Genomic DNA, 15,964 nt, shown 5'->3' with positions numbered 1-15,964 from the left:
TTAATCATTAGTATTTTATTTTATTTAATTGAAATTTTAAATTCCGAACGAATTTTATTAGTTTCAAAAGATATCTTATTTTGGATTAGTGTTGGATTATTTTTATTTCAAATAGGTATAATCCCATATATGGTAATTAGAGAATACTATATTGAGCTTGTTGATATGGAATCTAATTTATTATTATATTATATACTCATTTACATATTAAATATATGCTATATCATTGGATTTATATGGGGACAGAAGTTGAAGAAACAATAGCATTAATTACAGCTATAGTATTTATTTTCCTAGTTGTAATTATAATCGTTCTCTTCTTGGTATTTATCAAGCGAAAAAATAAACTATTGGCAGAAAAACACCTAGCCAAACGAGAATTTGAAAACGCTATTGCAGAAACACAAATAGAAATTAGAGAACAAACACTCAGAAATATAAGTTGGGAGTTGCACGATAATATTGGGCAACTCCTTACACTTGCCAAAATACAACTACATCAACTTGATAATACGAACGAAAATGTCGCAGAAGTAAGTGATACGATTTCTAAAAGTTTAACAGAACTCCGAGCGCTTTCAAAATTGATCAATCCAGATGCTTTGAAGAATATTATGCTTCCAGAAGCATTAAGCTTAGAGATTGCACGCTTTAATCGGCTAAATTTTATTGAAGCTACCTTAAGAATTAATGGAGATGAAGAAATAATTGACGATAAAGCCGAAATTATTTTGTTTCGAATCTTACAAGAATTCTTCTCCAATACTATAAAACACGCGAAAGCTTCAAAACTTGATGTTACGCTAACGTATGAAAATAAAGTGCTGACAATCATTGCAAAAGACAATGGAAAAGGATTTGACAAATCTGTTGAACAACCAAATAAAGGTATTGGATTACAAAACATGAAAAGTAGAGGAAAGCTCATCGGTGCCGAAATTGAGCTAGAATCTGCAGTTGACAAAGGAACAAAACTAATGATTATTCATTACCTTTAGCTTTCAAGTATTGAATCTTGAACCTAAGAATTAAACAACCACTAAATAAAAACAACATTTTGAAAACATATTCTGTTGCCATCGTAGAAGATCATGTATTATTATCACAAGCAATTGGCGGTCTGGTAGATTCATTTGATCGCTTTAAGGTTAGTTATTTATGTAAAAATGGTAAAGAACTCATCACCCGTTTAGAAGAAAACTCTAATCAACCAGATATTGTATTAATGGATATTAATATGCCATTGATGAATGGTATTGAAACAACTACTTGGGTAACTGAACATTTTCCAAATATTGACGTATTAGGACTTTCTATTGAAGAAGATGAACGTACCATTATTCAAATGTTACGCGCTGGCGCAAAAGGATATTTGATGAAAGATGTTGAGAAAAGTGTTTTAGAAATGGCGCTAAATGAAGTAACTACAAACGGTTTTTACCATTCTAAACATGTCACAAATATTTTAATCGGATCGTTGAATGGAAAAGGAAATTCTGGTACAAAATTAAAAGAGAATGAAATTTCTTTTATGAAGTTGGTGTGTACGGAAATGACATATAAGCAAATTGCTGATCAAATGTGTTTGAGTCCTAAAACAATTGATGGATACCGCGATGCTTTGTTTGAAAAACTAAGTGTGAAGAATAGAATTGGACTCGTTATTTACGCTATAAAGAATAAAATTTACTTACCGTAATATAGTTGTTTGTTATTGGTAATAATACGAACTAACAAATCAATTTACGATTTCTTATTCAAAGATATTTCACTGTATTTAGCGTTGATGTTAATTTCTTTACCAGTATTATTTTTACCTTGATATCCACGAATAATGGTGTTAAACTGAGTTTTGTTTTCTGTTCCAACTACAGATTCTGGATAAGAAATACGAGAGTTTGAACCTATATAATATAGTTTAAAAGCACTAGCAGGCAACTGAATACGTGCATCTGTATTTTCTAAAATGATGTCTAAAGTTTCAAATGAATCACTAATATTATGAATCAATAACTTTCCAATAGTTCCACTAATAATTCCCTTCTCGCCTAGCGTTCCAACACTAATTTTTGATGAGTTTGACATCAAGTTAATATTATTTACTAATTGTAAATCTACATTCTCTACGAAGTTTACTTTCAACGAACCTTGATTCCATTTCGTAACATGGATAGGCGCATACGACGATTCTATCGTCGTATTTGCTCCATCAATAATAGTTGCATACAAAGCTGCGTGGGACAGCTTTGCATTCATATTTTCACTTGCCGCAGCAATCGTTACTTCTCCATGACGAACATTGAGTTTTAACTTTGCTTTTTTAGGCATTCTAATCTTTATCGTCTTTTTTACTTTTAAACGTTTATTTCCATGAGAAAGGTAAAACACATTATCATCATTTGTATTAATGTTAAAGTTCATCTTTCCGTTTAAATTAAACAACTGACTATTCTGTGCTTTTTCTAAAAGGTGTAAAAGTTCTTCTTTCTCTTTTAACAACTCTTTTATTTTATACTTCTCTAACTTTTTGCTTACCTCTGCAAGTTCTTCAATTTTCGCTAATTGCCTTTTGTATTGCTTTAATTGCTTTTCACTTAATTTGGCTTTCTTTTGTTTTGTTAGCACTTTACCTTTTAGTTCCATTAACTTCTCTTGCCCAGCTTGGAAACTTTCTTTCCACTTCTCCATTCCTTCCTTAAATTTTTCTTCATCAAAGCTATTTTTCCATTGCTTTTGCCATTTTTTCATATAGGCTTCGCCATCATTTTTAAAAGCTTCATAATCAAACTTAATATCATCTAAAGATTCAAGTACCATTTTAGGTAATTCTGGAACAGCCTGAATATTAGGTATGTTTGCAATAATTGGAGCTTCTATATTTTCAATAATTATTGGATCTGCAAATACAAATTGTCCTGTATTTCCAAATAATGAATGACTCCCTTTTGATGTTACTGTTACTTTTTCGCTATTTCCGATTGCTTTAAAGCTCCAATTTTTAAAATATTTTTCAATTTCCTCGTCAGTAGCATCTTCTACTTCAATAATAGCCTCAATTTCTATTTTATTTTTGTTCCAAGTGTCAAATTCTACATCTGCGTGCGATGTGTTAATTTCTAAGGTTACGTCTTTATTTACAGTAAAAACTTCCTTCTTTGTTCGTTTTTTTGATTGTGAATATCCAAACGTGATGACTAATAATGCGACTAATAGTAGACACTGTTTATATTTAGATTTGTGTATCATTATCTGATGTTTTAAGTTCGTTTAATTTTTCCTTTAATTGGTATAGCAATTTCAGTCTAAATTGTAAATTGTCAATCATAGCATTAATGGTTTCCTCGTTAGGTCCAATTTCTGTCAATTCATTTTGAAGTACTTTGTGTTCTTCATTTAACAATGAAAGTTTATCCATGTAGCTTTCAAATAATTGCTTTCCAATTTCTGAAACTTCTACTTGTGTCAATTCATAATTAATGCTTGCCAAATAGTAATCTTCAATCTTTTTTAAATCGGGAGAAACATCGCCTAAACTTGTTAAAGAAGGTTTTTCTTTGGCTACAGAATCAGTTTTAACAACTTCTTCACCAAGAACATAAGGAGTTCCTTGTAATTGTTGATATGCCAATCCACCTAAACTAATAATCAAAATAATGGCGGCAGCAATTTTATAGATTGAAAAAGAAAATTTATTAGTTTCCTTTTTATCCTCTATTTGTGGCAACGCGTCATCCAATCGATCTAAAAAACGAGCTTCGTGTCCGTCAGATAATCCTTTTTGAATGTGCAATTGTTCATTTTTCAACAAATCTTTAATATCCTGTCCCATGACTTCTCTTTTTTAATGCTTGTTGTAACTTCTTTTTTCCTCGCGATAATTGTGTTCTTGATGCAGTTGTAGAAATCGTAAGTATTTCCGAAATTTCTTGATGATCATATCCTTCTAATAAAAATAGAATCACTACAATTCTGTATTTATCGGGTAAATTTTCAATTTCAGTCTTCACTTCTTTCAATGTAGTTTCATCACTTGTTTCCCAATTATCATCGTCGGCAACTACTTCTAATTGCGCTTCATCTATGGAAATATAATACTGTTGTTTAGCTCGTAATTTGTCTAAACTTTTATTAATGACAATCTTTTTTAACCAAGCTCCAAAACTTACTTCAGCCGTATATTGATCAATTTTTTGAAATGCATTAATGAATGCTTCTTGCATCGCATCTTCTGCATCTTGTGTATGTTTCAAGAAACGATTGGCAACAATAAACATTCCTTCACAATACTGCCTGTACAGATGCAGTTGTGCTTTCCTGTCATTATTCTTACACTTTTCGATGAGCTCGGTTTGAGACATACTACTAGTTAGCTTTTTTGGTTTTGGTTATTGCTATACATCTTTAAAGACGTACCAAATTTTACAATGTGACAATACTATAAAAAAAACATACTAAATTAATCAATTTTCTTCTTTTTTAATTCTTCTATATTTTCGCTTACGCTAGATTTTACTTGGGTTTTACCTACTTGACTAATGACTCAGCATTTTTTTAAATAAAATAAACGCAAGCAACGTTACACTTTGAATTATATGGTGAAACCGTAAACAATTCATTTAGGATTTTTATAATTTTAGTTAAACCAAAAAAAATCTACCATGAAAAAAAGAAATTTAAAAAGTAAATTAGTTATTAGTAAGAAGACTGTAAGTAATTTTAATGTAGCTGCTACAAAAGGTGGTACTGGTAATACATTCCATTGCGGACCATCTAATAATCCGATGTGTACATTTGATGATGCATGCTTTAGCAAAGGTCCAGGATGTAGTAGATGGCAAGTATGTTAGTATGAAACATACGATTAATTAAACTGTAAAGAAGTTTGTATCGAGAATTATCTAAGAAATAAACTATTGATTTCAAAGTATTTCTCGATACAAATTTGCTTTGCAAATTGACTCGAAATGACGACTATAGAATTTTAAGAACCAACGTGAAGCGATCAAAAGTGAAGCAATCAACTATTCATAAATCACTAACAATTCCACTTCGCGTTCAGCTTTGGAAAGTTTCATCCCAATTTTTGCTAGTTCTTCTTTAAATGAACCTTTTTTCTGCGGATCAAATACAAAGTCAATATCTAACAACTTTGAAAAGTTCGTTTCGTCAACCACGGGAACAGGCGTTTCATTTTCAATATAATCCGCAAATTCTCGCATCGGAATCTTTTTAGCATGAAACTCATAACCTCTATATTCAAAGGTACGCTCTTTAGTTACTGATGTTAGTTTTTTTAGTTTCACTTCATCTATCACACTTAAAACATATACAGGAATTGTACGCTTTTCAAGTTTAGCCTTTACGGGAAAAGTTTTTTCAATTTTTTGAATACCTTTTGTATACATTTCGTCTCCAGCTTTTTCAGTGATGATATCTAAACAGTATTTATTTTTAGGATCTTTATAACTATATTTTTCTTCATCAATATCAAAAACAGTTCTATTATAAGTTTTTCTATATAAACTTCTATACATCGCAGGAATAGTATAATTTATAATTGTTAAACGTCTTCCGTTATACGTTTTATTATTTAAATATCCTTTAGAGAATGATGAAACACCTTCAATTCCACCTTTTAGTAATACACGTTCTAAGCTTGAGTCTTTCTGAGGAAACGGATCTGCATTATAATCAAACGTAATGTTTTCTTGTTTTAGTGGCAATGAAATTGCTGTTCCATTTTTTACTTTCTGAATCACTTCTTTGGTAATATTATCTGTAGAAGTGATTGCAACTACTTTACCTGCTGGATTAATAATAATTGCATGTGATAGGATTCTGTACGGAAACAACCCTTCTAATTCCTTTGTTTGCAGTCCAAACCAAACCTTAGATGGCGAATTGCCAATGAATCGCTGTAAACGTTCAGGTTTGTCTTCTGCAATTCCAATGACTTGAATATCGCTTGAAAATTCATTTTGTAGTTTAATTAAGTTTTTCATAGCAGGAATACAAGGTCCGCACCAAGTTGCCCAAAAATCTAGAATGACTACTTTTCCTTTTAAATCTGATAATGAAGCTTCAGTTGTTACTGAATTCATCAAATTCGTGAGTTGAACATTTGGTACTTTATCACCAACTTTCAGGTTTGTTTGCGCATACGTTGTGCTGGTCAATGCTAAAAGCATCAACAAAATTGTTAATTTTTTCATCTTGTAGTTGTTAGTTTATTTGTTGTAGAATAAGGTTACAAAACCATGAATTAAATCAAGTTTGAAGGTGTTTTTACGAGTTTCTTCATTATCTTTTCCTCGTGTAAACATTTTAAATTTCTTTCCTTCTTTATTAGGTTGCATGATAATTTTTGTGCCATTGTCATTTAAAACTGCATTGTTTCCAATGGCTTCCATATAATATTTTTGATCTATCTCTGCATACATTTTAATATCAGAATATTCACAAATCATATCAATCGACTCAAAATTTTCTGCCAAATTATAGATAAAGAAGTTGCTTTTAAAATCATTAAACTCTACATTTTTAGTAATCTCACCAATAGTGAATTTAGAAAATTCCGTCTGTATCATTACATCTTCTAGTTGACCAATTAATCCTTCTGTTACATTTTTAAACATATAACCGCCACCAACAATTTTTTTCACTTTCACACTTCCATTCTTAAAAGTGATTGAATTATCTTTATTATGAATCTCATCAGCAAGCAAATTACTTTCTTGAAATGATCCAACAATACGATTTGTAAATTTTCCATCTAAATGTACATTTGCACGACTTACCTGCAAATCCATCATCATATAACTTGGTACATAAATTTCGTATGTAGAACGAATGCTTTGAATTCCTTTATGATTACTGTTTTTAATGTCTTTTAAAGCAACACTATCATTTTTAAATACCACATAACCATCCAAATCTTGAAAACCCGTTCCGTTTTGTTCAATTTCTTTGTTAATATCAGCAACAGTTTTATATCGATTGGGTTCACTTTTTTCAGCAAACATATTATCAATGTGAATTTCTCCCGTATTAATTTGATAGGAAAGTTTTCCTATAGAAGTTGGTGAAGTATTTTTAATTTCCAAGTAATTTGAATCGCCCATTGTTGATTGCATACCTGCATACACAACAATACCATTCGAAATATGTTTAACTTCTTCTTCTGTATGATTTTTAAAATCGACTACAAAATCAACTTTCACTTTGTCTTTATTCCATATTTTAAAAGTGACATCAATGTTTCGTGTTTCAAATTTTAACTTTGTATTCTTATCAACCGAAAAAGTTTTTTGATACTTCTTTTGCGATTGTGCCATCAGTCCAAACGAACTAATGAAAAATAAAATTATGAGACTATATATTGTTTTGTTCATCTTCTAAACGTTTTAAATGTTGCTGAATTTCCTGTAAAAGTGTCAAACGCATTTGTAAGTTTTTAATCATTTTGTCAAGTGCTGTCAAACTATTTTTTTGTACTAAAAACTCTTGTTTTAAATCTTGATATGATTCATCTAAACTTTCCAAGCGTTCTTTATACTTCTTGATTAAATGTGCATCATTTGCTGACAATTGAAATGCATTCCATTCCGTTTCAATATGTTTTAAATATTCACTTTCTATAGATTTCATTTCTGCAAATAAAGAAGATTCTTGAGGTTCAACTTTTGAATAGTTTGCATATACAAAAGCTCCAAGTCCTATTAGTAAAACACATACTGCAGCAATAGATTTCCAGTAATGAAATGTTATTCTTTTTGAAGAAGTGTCTTCGATTGCTGATAGTTTTTCAAAAAAATCAGCCCGATGTCCTGTTGGCAACGTTGGAGTTTCCAAAGTTTCATCGTTTTCGTTCAATATGTCTTTAATATTTTTTTTCATGATATTTTATGTTTAAAATAATCATTTAAGTTATTTTTCAATTTCGTTTTTCCGCGCATTAATTGCGTTCGTGAGGTTCTAACAGGTATTTCAAGTATTTCAGATATTTCTTGATGATCGTATCCTTCTATTAAATACAATTGAACTACGTATTTGTATTTATCTGGTAAACTTTCAATGGCTTGAATAATTTCTTGCTTTGTTACCGTTATGTCAATATTCCAAGATTCGTCATCATCAATAATTGTCAACGTTTTATCGTTCATTTCTTCATACACCAACGAACGTTTTTTTAAAGTATCTATACATTGATTAATCATTATTCGTTTTAACCAAGCACCAAAAGCAACTTCTCCTTTATACTGTGGCAATCGTGTGAATGCTTTTAAAAAAGCTTCCTGCATGACATCTTTAGCATCTTCCCTACTGGAAATGTAACGACACGTAATTATGTACATTGCATCTGCATATAAATCGTAGAGCTTCATCTGTGCTTTCCGATTTCCTTGCAGACACTTTTTTAGTATTCCTAAATGCTGTTGGCTCATTCGTTTGGTTTGTGTTCTATTGTAAAGACGACGTTTAAATTAGAGCGTTTCATTTTTTGAAAATTATTTTTCAATCCTTGAATTTTTCAATGTATGAATCATAAAAGTAAAATATATCGTAATTTCGTTATTATATTTTAAAATCATTTATATACTCTTGAGTTCAAAACCAAAACATACTTCTGCCTTGCATGAAAAAGATGGTGTTTCACAACCAGATTTTATCAGTAAAGATTCTGTGGCTTCTATTCAAAAGAATAGAAGAAAACAACCTTCTGTAGACGAATTGGTTACAGGAATTTTGAAGCATGATAAAGTAGCATTGAGTAGAGCTATTACATTAGTTGAGAGTAAAAATACTTCACATCTAGCGAAAGCTACCGAAATTATAGAAAAGTGTTTGCCACATGCTAATAAGTCTATTCGTATCGGAATTACAGGTGTTCCAGGTGTTGGAAAAAGTACGTTTATTGAAGCTTTTGGAAAGCATTTAACAGGTTTAAATAAAAAAGTTGCTGTCTTAGCAGTTGATCCAAGTAGTTCTATTTCTAGTGGAAGTATTTTGGGTGATAAGACACGTATGGAAGATTTGGTAAAGGATGAAAATGCTTTTATTCGTCCGTCAGCTTCTGGCGATTCTCTTGGTGGTGTTGCTCGAAAAACTCGTGAAACGATTATTTTATGTGAAGCCTGTGGTTTTGATACTATTGTGATTGAAACTGTTGGTGTTGGACAAAGTGAAACCGCTGTACATAGTATGGTTGATTTCTTTTTGTTATTGAAATTGGCTGGTGCCGGAGATGAATTGCAAGGAATTAAACGTGGAATTATTGAAATGGCAGACGCTATTGTGATTAATAAAGCTGATGGCGACAATATAAAGCGTGCTCAAATGGCGCGAACCGAATTTAAGCGTGCATTACACTTATATCCGCAAAAAGCTTCTGAGTGGCTTCCTAAAGTCATTACAGCTTCCGCCTTGAAACAAGATGGAATTGATGATGTGTGGCAAATGATTTCAGAGTTTCAAGAAGCTACAAAAGCAAACAGTTATTTTGAAACGCATAGAAAACAACAAAATCGTTTTTGGTTGTTACAAACCATTGAAGAACGTTTGAAACATAATTTCTACAACAATGCAAACGTTAAAGAGCAACTGAACGATTATTTAAACGCAACAGAAAATAGTACTATTTCTCCATTTAATGCGGCACAACAGTTGTTACAGTTGTTGAATTCTTAAAATATCTTGAAGCATAAAAAAGCGAAACCGTAGTTTCGCTCTCTATCATTCAGTAAATATTAATTTGTTGGTACATTAGCATCACAGTAACGGTCTAGTGTAACTGTACAAACATATGATTCGCAATCGTTGTTGCAATAGGATTCACATATTGTAATAGAAACTGGACCGCAACCACCCGTAATTGGTAACGATTCTGTCCCAGGATCACTCGATCCACCATTTAGGCTTCTACCTTGAATACTTGAAATTAGTTTCTTGTTAAGCTTTAATGATTTTAAATTACTTTTTTTCATGATATAGGTTTTTGGTTATATCATAAATTTAGCAAAAAGTGTAAGAAAAAGATTATTTTATCTATTTTTTAACATTAGAGGTTCTCAAAAATTCGTTTAGTTATTAGCGTATTTTCGAATCAAGAATTGTCGCAACTTAAAGATAATTCCACCATAGATTCCACCAACGATCATTCCTGTGAATACATCGCCTGGAAAATGTACACCAATATATATTCGGCTATAGCCAACAATTGCTGCCCAAAACAGGATGATAAAAATAAGGTATTTATAGTGCTTTCTTAAAACAAGTCCAATATATGTAGCTAATGCCATTGCATTGGACGCGTGACCTGAGAAGTATCCAAATCGTCCGCCACAATCAGGTTCAATAGTACCATTTATGATGTGTGTTTTCACCAATCGCATATGATCTACTAAATCGGCAGTATGGCAAGGTCTAAAACGTAAAAAAAGTGTCTTTTTGAATAGGTTTGCTGTTTGATCAGTTATGGTGATTAAGAGAGCAACTAGTATAAGTGTAAAGAAAATTTCTTTTTTATTGTGTGTTTTTAAGATCAGAATTAATAGAAATGCATACAACGGAATTGCATAATATTTATTCGTAATAAACATCCAAAAATCATCCCAAGTTGGCGTTCCGAGTCCATTTAAGAATAAAAATAATTCTTTATCGTATGTGACTAATTGATCAATCATCTGATATTATCTTAACAAAATTATATTGTTGTGCCTAAATACAGAATCAACCATTTTTCTTTTTTGATCTATGAGGTCGTTTTTTAGTTGTACTTTCAGAGATGCTTCTTCATATTGCGCAATTGCAGAACCTGATAATGACGTGTAGCCAATTTCATCACTGTTAGATGATAATACCATTGTTTGCGCTACTTTTTCAAGCGTATTGATATCAAAAACAGATAAATGTGTAATTACATAACCACTCACAAATCCTTTTTCTTTTAATTCGAGTACAGGCGGAATTAATAAAGCATCTTCTTCTAATACGATAAATTTTAATCCTTTTAGAAGTTGAACATTTTTTTCATACGATAATTCAAGTGAGTTTTTTTCCTCTTCACTGATGGAATCTCTACGATTTGTTGCTTCGTAGTTTTCACTTGCATATTCCCAAAGTCTAGCAGCTTTCGCATAACTATAGTTTCTAGTTGCAAAACTTGTTCTGTAGCCTTTAGCAGCATATGTAGTATCTGTTTGATTGAAAGAAGTAATGTATATATTATTTTTATTTTTTAGCAAGAGGGAATTTGTTGTTGTCATTCCAAGTGAATCCATTTTAATTTTCCCATCGATAGAAGCCTCAATTATTGTTGTTATAATTTCCATTTCATCTTGTGTACGCACAATTTTCAATGGTTTTTCAAATTCTTGTAGCTCTTTAAGCGTTTCCACACGTTTTACCATAGAATCTATTTCTCCATTAGAAGCAATAGATAATTGTTTGTATACATTAGATTTGGTATCTACTCTTGGTGGAAAATCATGTCCGCAAGATGCAAACAGAATGAAACATCCTAAAAGAATGCATGTGTAAATTTTCTTCATAAGTCGGTTATTGTATGAATATGTTTGGTTAGAAATCAAATATAGAATCCATTACGCGTGTTCTTTCTTCTAATAAATCTTCACGTAATTTTTCATTAATAATTCTCGTATTTTCTCCAATTTTATCTGAGTACGTTCTGTATTCTATTTCATCTCCATTGGCAGCAATTACCATCATTTGTTCAACTTTATCAAAAGTTTCCGTATCATAAATAAATACATGACTTACCACATATCCACTTGAATATCCTTCTTCTTCATAATCAATTACTGGTGGAATTAACAACACATCGTCTATTAATACTACATATTCTAAATCCTGTAATATTTTTAGATTCCCAATAAAAGAAGCTTCTACTCTATCTTTTATCGTTTGTGTTATGGAATCATTTTTAAACATTGGTTCATAGTTATTCCCAACTTGCTTCCATAATGTTTTTAATTCATCGTATTGTTCTCCTTTAGTATTAAAAACTAACTTATATCCTTTTTCAAAAATAGTAGTATCTCTTTTTGTAAAACTTCTAGCAGTCATATTATTTTTGCTGTGAAGAAATAACGTGTTTTTATGATTTAATTCAACAGGAACTGGTGATGTAATTTCTTCAATAGACACATTCATAAGCGCTCTAATGGCTGTCATTTCATCTTCCAATGTAACTGGAACTACTTTTAAAGCATTGTCAAAGTTTTTGATTTCTTCAATAGCAAGTACGCCGTTTACTAACGAATCAACTTGTCCGTTAGTTGTTGAGGAAAGTTCTTTGTATACATTAGAAAGTGTGTCTACTTTTTCAATTTTTGGTAATTCACATGCAGTGAAAGCAAGTCCTAGAATCGCTATTGCACAGATAGTTTTAGTTAATTTAGTCGTCATATCTTGATAATTCTCGGTCATAAAAATCGGTTGCGGCTTGTACTAAGTTTTCGGCTTCTGAAGCTAATTCTTTTTCATCTTCTTTGTCAAATTCTTCTAACCATTCTACTTCATCATTTTCTAAATTGATGATAAATCTTGGAAAATCAGTATGTACTATAAATATAGCGTCGGGATAATCGGTGTTATCGCCTAGTAAAAATTTCGGGAATTCCATACGTGTGTATTATTATGCTTTATTACGAATGAGTTTTTTTGATAAATAATTAAATCTAATATACAATAATATTGCAGAAACAGTTAATCCTGCTAATAGACCAATCCAGATTCCTGCACTTTCAAATTTGGTATGTAAACCTAAGTACCAAGATACCGGAAAACCAACAATCCAATACGCAATAAACGTAATTAATGTTGGGATTTTCACATCTTGTAATCCGCGTAAAATACCCAATCCAACTACTTGAATACCATCTGATATTTGGAAAAATGCAGAGACTAATAATAGTTTGGCTGCTATAGCAATTACTTCCTGATTGTCTACAAAGTTTTTTACATCAGTTTCGTCTACATATAAAGTTGGAAACCAATTGTTAAATACCATAAACATGAGTGCGAAGATAACATCTATTATGAGAACTAAAAGAAATAATGACAGTGCTATTCTACGCAAGTCTGAAAAACGTTTTAATCCTTTTTGATTTCCTACACGAATGGTTGCTGCAACACTTAGTCCCATTGCAACCATAAAAGTCATGGACGATAAATTTAAAGCAATTTGGTTTGCCGCTTGCGAATTTTTACCCAAAACACCTGATAACCAAATAGCTGCCGTAAAAATAGCTACTTCAAAAAACATTTGTAACGATGATGGAAAACCAAGACTGATAATTTTTTTGAGTACAGACTTTTTTATTTCTTTAAAATTAAAATTCGTTACATATTCCTTAAATTTTTTCTTGTAACGCAATAGTAACCAGATAAATACCAGCATAACAATACGTGAAGCTAATGTCCCAACTGCTGCGCCAATAATTCCCCATTCAGGGAAAATCCAAATTCCGAAAATTAAAAAGTAATTGATGATCACATTTACCACATTTGCAAGTAACGTTGCCCACATAGCATATTTTGTTTGTGATAAACCATCTGCAAATTGTTTAAATGCTTGAAAAATAATCAATGGAATTAACGATGCTGCTACTAAGTTTAAGTATGGCATTGCCAAGTGTACAACTTCATCGGGCTGATCCATTTTATACATTAAAGGCTTTGCAAGTAATACTCCTGCAAATACTACAATTCCGATTAATGTACATAGTAATAAACCATGTTTTAAAGCGCCTTTTACTTTCGTTTTATCATTTTCAGCATCTGCTTCGGCTACCAATGTTGTAATCGCTGTAGAGAAACCGATTCCAATAGACATGGCGATGAATAGAAAGCTATTTCCAAGGGAAACTGCCGCCAATTCTGCTGTTCCTAATTGTCCTACCATTGCATTATCTACAAAACCGACAAACGTATGCCCTAGCATTCCCAATATAATTGGAGATGCAAGCTTTAAGTTATAGCGAAATTCTTTGGTGTAGTTCTCTAAAATCACAACTGTATTTTCAGTTTGCAAATATAGTCCACATTTATGGCTTATTCGTATTCTTTAGACCTTATTTATACTGTTCAATTTATAAAACGAATAGTTCATTTTTTAAAACGGAAAGACTTGTGTTTTTTTCTTACTTACTATACCTATATATTTAATTTCAGTAAAAAATAATTTTAATCATTTTACAATTAATCAAAATCAATCATGAAAAAAAAGAACTTAAAAAATTTAGTTTTAAACAGAAAAACAATCTCTAATCTTGACGCATCAAATAGTAAAGGTGGAGTAGCTGCCACTTATCAATGTGTTTTAACATTATTTAATGCAAATGGAGTAAACACTTGTATCCAAAGTATTGAATGCTATATTACAGAAAGAGGTTGTGCAAGTGTATTTATTGCATGTATTACACAAACAGAGTTTCCTACGTGTAGAGATTGTAAGTAAGAATACTCTAAGTATGAAGTAACGAATTTCAGAATTTATTTTAAAAAAAATGATTTTGATAAATCGTAAAAAAGGTGTTTCCTGAAAAACCTATAACAGAGTAAGGAGAATATTGAAATTTTATATAATGAAAAAAAACATTTTAAACATTAAAGGAGCAACTACAATTTCTAAAAGTGAACAAAGTCAAATTAGTGGTGGAATCAGCTGGCCAGGAACTGGTGGATTTAGATGTGGTTGTGATTGTGCTGGACGTGTTACAGGACCAAAATATTGCGAAGATCTTTTTGCTTGTCCACAAGTATATACTTGTGATGACGCACAAGATTCTTAATATGTTTTGTAAATGATTTTAAAAAAGGCTTCTGTAATCTCTAATATTCAGAAGCCTTTTGTTTTTAAAGGCTTTCCAAGAAAAAGTTAATTGTTCAATTTATAAAATGAACAGTTTCAATTTTTAAATTGGATGATATACTTCTTTTCTTTCATAAATTCTGTAGTTATTTTTATACATATAATGGTCGAGCCAGAAAAACCATAATAGAGTAAGGACAATCTTAATTTTTATATCATGAAAAAAAACATCTTAAACATTAAAGGAGCTTCAGTTATTTCTAAAAGTGAGCAAAGTCAAATAAGCGGAGGAATTAGTTGGCCTATTACAGGTGGTGGTCCATGCGGATGCGATTGCGCAGGGCGCGTAACTGGAGGTTTTGCATGTTACCTTAGTGGTTTTGCGTGTCCACAAGTATACACATGTGATGATGCACAAACTTCATAATATGTTTTGTAAATAGTATAAAAGACTTCTAAATATATTTTAATATTCAGGAGTCTTTTGTTTTCAAATATGTGTTAAAAAATGGTCGAGCCTGAAAAACCATAATAGAGTAAGGATAATCTTAATTTATATATCATGAAAAAAAATATCTTAAACATTAAAGGAGCTTCAATTATTTCAAAAAGCGAACAAAGTCAAATCAGTGGTGGAATTGGATTACCAATAGATACTTCATCATGTGGATGCGATTGTGCAGGACGTGTTGTAGGACATCCATTTTGCGGATTTATCATTCAATGTCCACAAGTATATACATGTGGTAACGACATATAATATACTACTCTTTTGACTACGTATGTTAGTATAAAAGAAGGCTTCTGAACTATAAAATCAGAAGCCTTTGTTTCTATTCAAAAATAGTTTGGTTTATCTTTTAAGCTGCAGTAGTTGTATAACAATCAATTGGATTGGAATGCGTTTGTGTTTGGTTTCCGCTAGGAGTTCTCGATTTATACGCCAAACATTCCATAGAAGAGTTTGGTTCTAAATCTCCGCCAATAATTTTAAATGAATTTATTTTTGCTATTTGTATTTTTTTGAGGGCTAAATGCTTTTGCTTAGTTTTCATAATGAAGTAATTTTAAATTAAAGATTCAATATACATAACTGTATTATATGTGAGTGAAAAAGGTATTTCCATTTTA

The 15,964-nt window shown here is 31.2% G+C and carries 22 protein-coding genes; 8 read left to right on the top strand and 14 right to left on the bottom strand.

The features are described 5' to 3' along the window. The first annotated feature begins 215 nt into the window (after positions 1–215). Both ACUUYC_RS18415 and ACUUYC_RS18410 read left to right on the top strand, forming a co-directional pair. Positions 216–998, top strand: coding sequence for a sensor histidine kinase (locus ACUUYC_RS18415; protein WP_474268152.1), 783 nt, complete (start codon positions 216–218; stop codon positions 996–998). A 59-nt stretch (positions 999–1,057) separates the two neighbouring features. Beyond that, positions 1,058–1,699, top strand: a complete 642-nt coding sequence (locus ACUUYC_RS18410) for a response regulator transcription factor (RefSeq protein WP_474268151.1) — start codon at positions 1,058–1,060, stop codon at positions 1,697–1,699. 44 nt (positions 1,700–1,743) lie between these two features. On the opposite strand, the gene ACUUYC_RS18405 is transcribed toward ACUUYC_RS18410, so the two are convergent. Genes ACUUYC_RS18405 through ACUUYC_RS18395 form a run of 3 tightly spaced genes read right to left on the bottom strand, consistent with a single transcriptional unit; the run spans position 1,744 to position 4,358 of the window. After that, complete coding sequence (locus ACUUYC_RS18405; RefSeq protein ID WP_474268150.1) at positions 1,744–3,246, bottom strand: hypothetical protein; 1,503 nt, start codon at positions 3,244–3,246, stop codon at positions 1,744–1,746. Next, positions 3,230–3,829, bottom strand: coding sequence for a hypothetical protein (locus ACUUYC_RS18400; RefSeq protein WP_474268148.1), 600 nt, complete (start codon positions 3,827–3,829; stop codon positions 3,230–3,232). Before ACUUYC_RS18400 ends, ACUUYC_RS18405 begins: the two co-directional genes overlap by 17 nt. After that, complete coding sequence (locus ACUUYC_RS18395) at positions 3,813–4,358, bottom strand: RNA polymerase sigma factor (RefSeq protein WP_474268147.1); 546 nt, start codon at positions 4,356–4,358, stop codon at positions 3,813–3,815. The genes ACUUYC_RS18400 and ACUUYC_RS18395 overlap by 17 nt, the downstream gene beginning before the upstream one ends. 300 nt (positions 4,359–4,658) lie before the next feature. Between ACUUYC_RS18395 and ACUUYC_RS18390 the strand changes: the two genes are divergently transcribed. Continuing rightward, complete coding sequence (locus tag ACUUYC_RS18390; RefSeq protein WP_474268146.1) at positions 4,659–4,847, top strand: hypothetical protein; 189 nt, start codon at positions 4,659–4,661, stop codon at positions 4,845–4,847. Between the two features lie 174 nt (positions 4,848–5,021). Here ACUUYC_RS18390 and ACUUYC_RS18385 read toward each other — a convergent pair whose 3' ends face one another. The 4 genes from ACUUYC_RS18385 to ACUUYC_RS18370 are packed head-to-tail and all read right to left on the bottom strand — an operon-like array spanning position 5,022 to position 8,444. Beyond that, positions 5,022–6,212, bottom strand: coding sequence for a redoxin domain-containing protein (locus ACUUYC_RS18385; RefSeq protein WP_474268145.1), 1,191 nt, complete (start codon positions 6,210–6,212; stop codon positions 5,022–5,024). Positions 6,213–6,227: 15 nt separating this feature from the next. Continuing rightward, a complete protein-coding gene (locus ACUUYC_RS18380) occupies positions 6,228–7,391 on the bottom strand; it encodes a hypothetical protein (RefSeq protein WP_474268144.1) in 1,164 nt (387 codons plus the stop codon). After that, positions 7,372–7,896: a restriction endonuclease subunit S domain-containing protein gene (locus ACUUYC_RS18375; RefSeq protein WP_474268143.1), complete on the bottom strand. Its 525-nt coding sequence runs from the start codon at positions 7,894–7,896 to the stop codon at positions 7,372–7,374. The genes ACUUYC_RS18380 and ACUUYC_RS18375 overlap by 20 nt, the downstream gene beginning before the upstream one ends. Further along, entirely contained in the window at positions 7,893–8,444 is a 552-nt protein-coding gene (locus tag ACUUYC_RS18370) for an RNA polymerase sigma factor (RefSeq protein ID WP_474268142.1), read from the bottom strand. The genes ACUUYC_RS18375 and ACUUYC_RS18370 overlap by 4 nt, the downstream gene beginning before the upstream one ends. A 157-nt stretch (positions 8,445–8,601) precedes the next feature. On the opposite strand from ACUUYC_RS18370, the gene meaB reads away from it, so the two are divergent. Further along, positions 8,602–9,687, top strand: a complete 1,086-nt coding sequence (gene meaB / locus ACUUYC_RS18365; RefSeq protein ID WP_474268140.1) for a methylmalonyl Co-A mutase-associated GTPase MeaB — start codon at positions 8,602–8,604, stop codon at positions 9,685–9,687. Positions 9,688–9,746: 59 nt separating this feature from the next. Here meaB and ACUUYC_RS18360 read toward each other — a convergent pair whose 3' ends face one another. The 6 genes from ACUUYC_RS18360 to ACUUYC_RS18335 form a co-directional block, all read right to left on the bottom strand. Then, entirely contained in the window at positions 9,747–9,983 is a 237-nt protein-coding gene (locus tag ACUUYC_RS18360) for a hypothetical protein (RefSeq protein ID WP_474268139.1), read from the bottom strand. 96 nt (positions 9,984–10,079) lie between these two features. Beyond that, entirely contained in the window at positions 10,080–10,682 is a 603-nt protein-coding gene (locus tag ACUUYC_RS18355) for a phosphatase PAP2 family protein (RefSeq protein ID WP_474268137.1), read from the bottom strand. Positions 10,683–10,688: 6 nt separating this feature from the next. Beyond that, positions 10,689–11,549, bottom strand: a complete 861-nt coding sequence (locus ACUUYC_RS18350; RefSeq protein WP_474268136.1) for a hypothetical protein — start codon at positions 11,547–11,549, stop codon at positions 10,689–10,691. A 28-nt stretch (positions 11,550–11,577) separates the two neighbouring features. Continuing rightward, complete coding sequence (locus tag ACUUYC_RS18345; RefSeq protein WP_474268135.1) at positions 11,578–12,426, bottom strand: hypothetical protein; 849 nt, start codon at positions 12,424–12,426, stop codon at positions 11,578–11,580. Beyond that, on the bottom strand, positions 12,416–12,643 hold the full coding sequence (locus ACUUYC_RS18340) for a hypothetical protein (RefSeq protein ID WP_474268134.1): 228 nt from the start codon (positions 12,641–12,643) through the stop codon (positions 12,416–12,418). Before ACUUYC_RS18340 ends, ACUUYC_RS18345 begins: the two co-directional genes overlap by 11 nt. Before the next feature lie 12 nt (positions 12,644–12,655). Beyond that, the gene (locus ACUUYC_RS18335; RefSeq protein ID WP_474268518.1) at positions 12,656–14,032 is read right to left on the bottom strand and encodes an MATE family efflux transporter; all 1,377 of its coding nucleotides are present in this window, start codon (positions 14,030–14,032) and stop codon (positions 12,656–12,658) included. Positions 14,033–14,236: 204 nt separating this feature from the next. Between ACUUYC_RS18335 and ACUUYC_RS18330 the strand changes: the two genes are divergently transcribed. The 4 genes from ACUUYC_RS18330 (at position 14,237) to ACUUYC_RS18315 (ending at position 15,593) form a co-directional block, all read left to right on the top strand. After that, positions 14,237–14,479 carry a hypothetical protein gene (locus ACUUYC_RS18330; protein WP_474268133.1) on the top strand — a complete coding sequence of 81 codons (243 nt, stop codon included), beginning with the start codon at positions 14,237–14,239 and terminating at the stop codon, positions 14,477–14,479. 127 nt (positions 14,480–14,606) lie between these two features. Further along, positions 14,607–14,813, top strand: coding sequence for a hypothetical protein (locus tag ACUUYC_RS18325; RefSeq protein WP_474268132.1), 207 nt, complete (start codon positions 14,607–14,609; stop codon positions 14,811–14,813). A gap of 237 nt (positions 14,814–15,050) precedes the next feature. Beyond that, the gene (locus ACUUYC_RS18320) at positions 15,051–15,260 is read left to right on the top strand and encodes a hypothetical protein (protein WP_474268131.1); all 210 of its coding nucleotides are present in this window, start codon (positions 15,051–15,053) and stop codon (positions 15,258–15,260) included. Between the two features lie 135 nt (positions 15,261–15,395). Next, the gene (locus ACUUYC_RS18315) at positions 15,396–15,593 is read left to right on the top strand and encodes a hypothetical protein (RefSeq protein ID WP_474268130.1); all 198 of its coding nucleotides are present in this window, start codon (positions 15,396–15,398) and stop codon (positions 15,591–15,593) included. Between the two features lie 100 nt (positions 15,594–15,693). On the opposite strand, the gene ACUUYC_RS18310 is transcribed toward ACUUYC_RS18315, so the two are convergent. Continuing rightward, on the bottom strand, positions 15,694–15,888 hold the full coding sequence (locus tag ACUUYC_RS18310) for a hypothetical protein (protein WP_474268129.1): 195 nt from the start codon (positions 15,886–15,888) through the stop codon (positions 15,694–15,696). Positions 15,889–15,964: the final 76 nt, after the last annotated feature.

It is taken from the genome of Kordia sp. E (genome assembly GCF_056033805.1).
The sequence above is the reverse complement of the archived record's forward strand: the minus strand, read 5'-3'. Positions and strand labels throughout refer to the sequence as shown.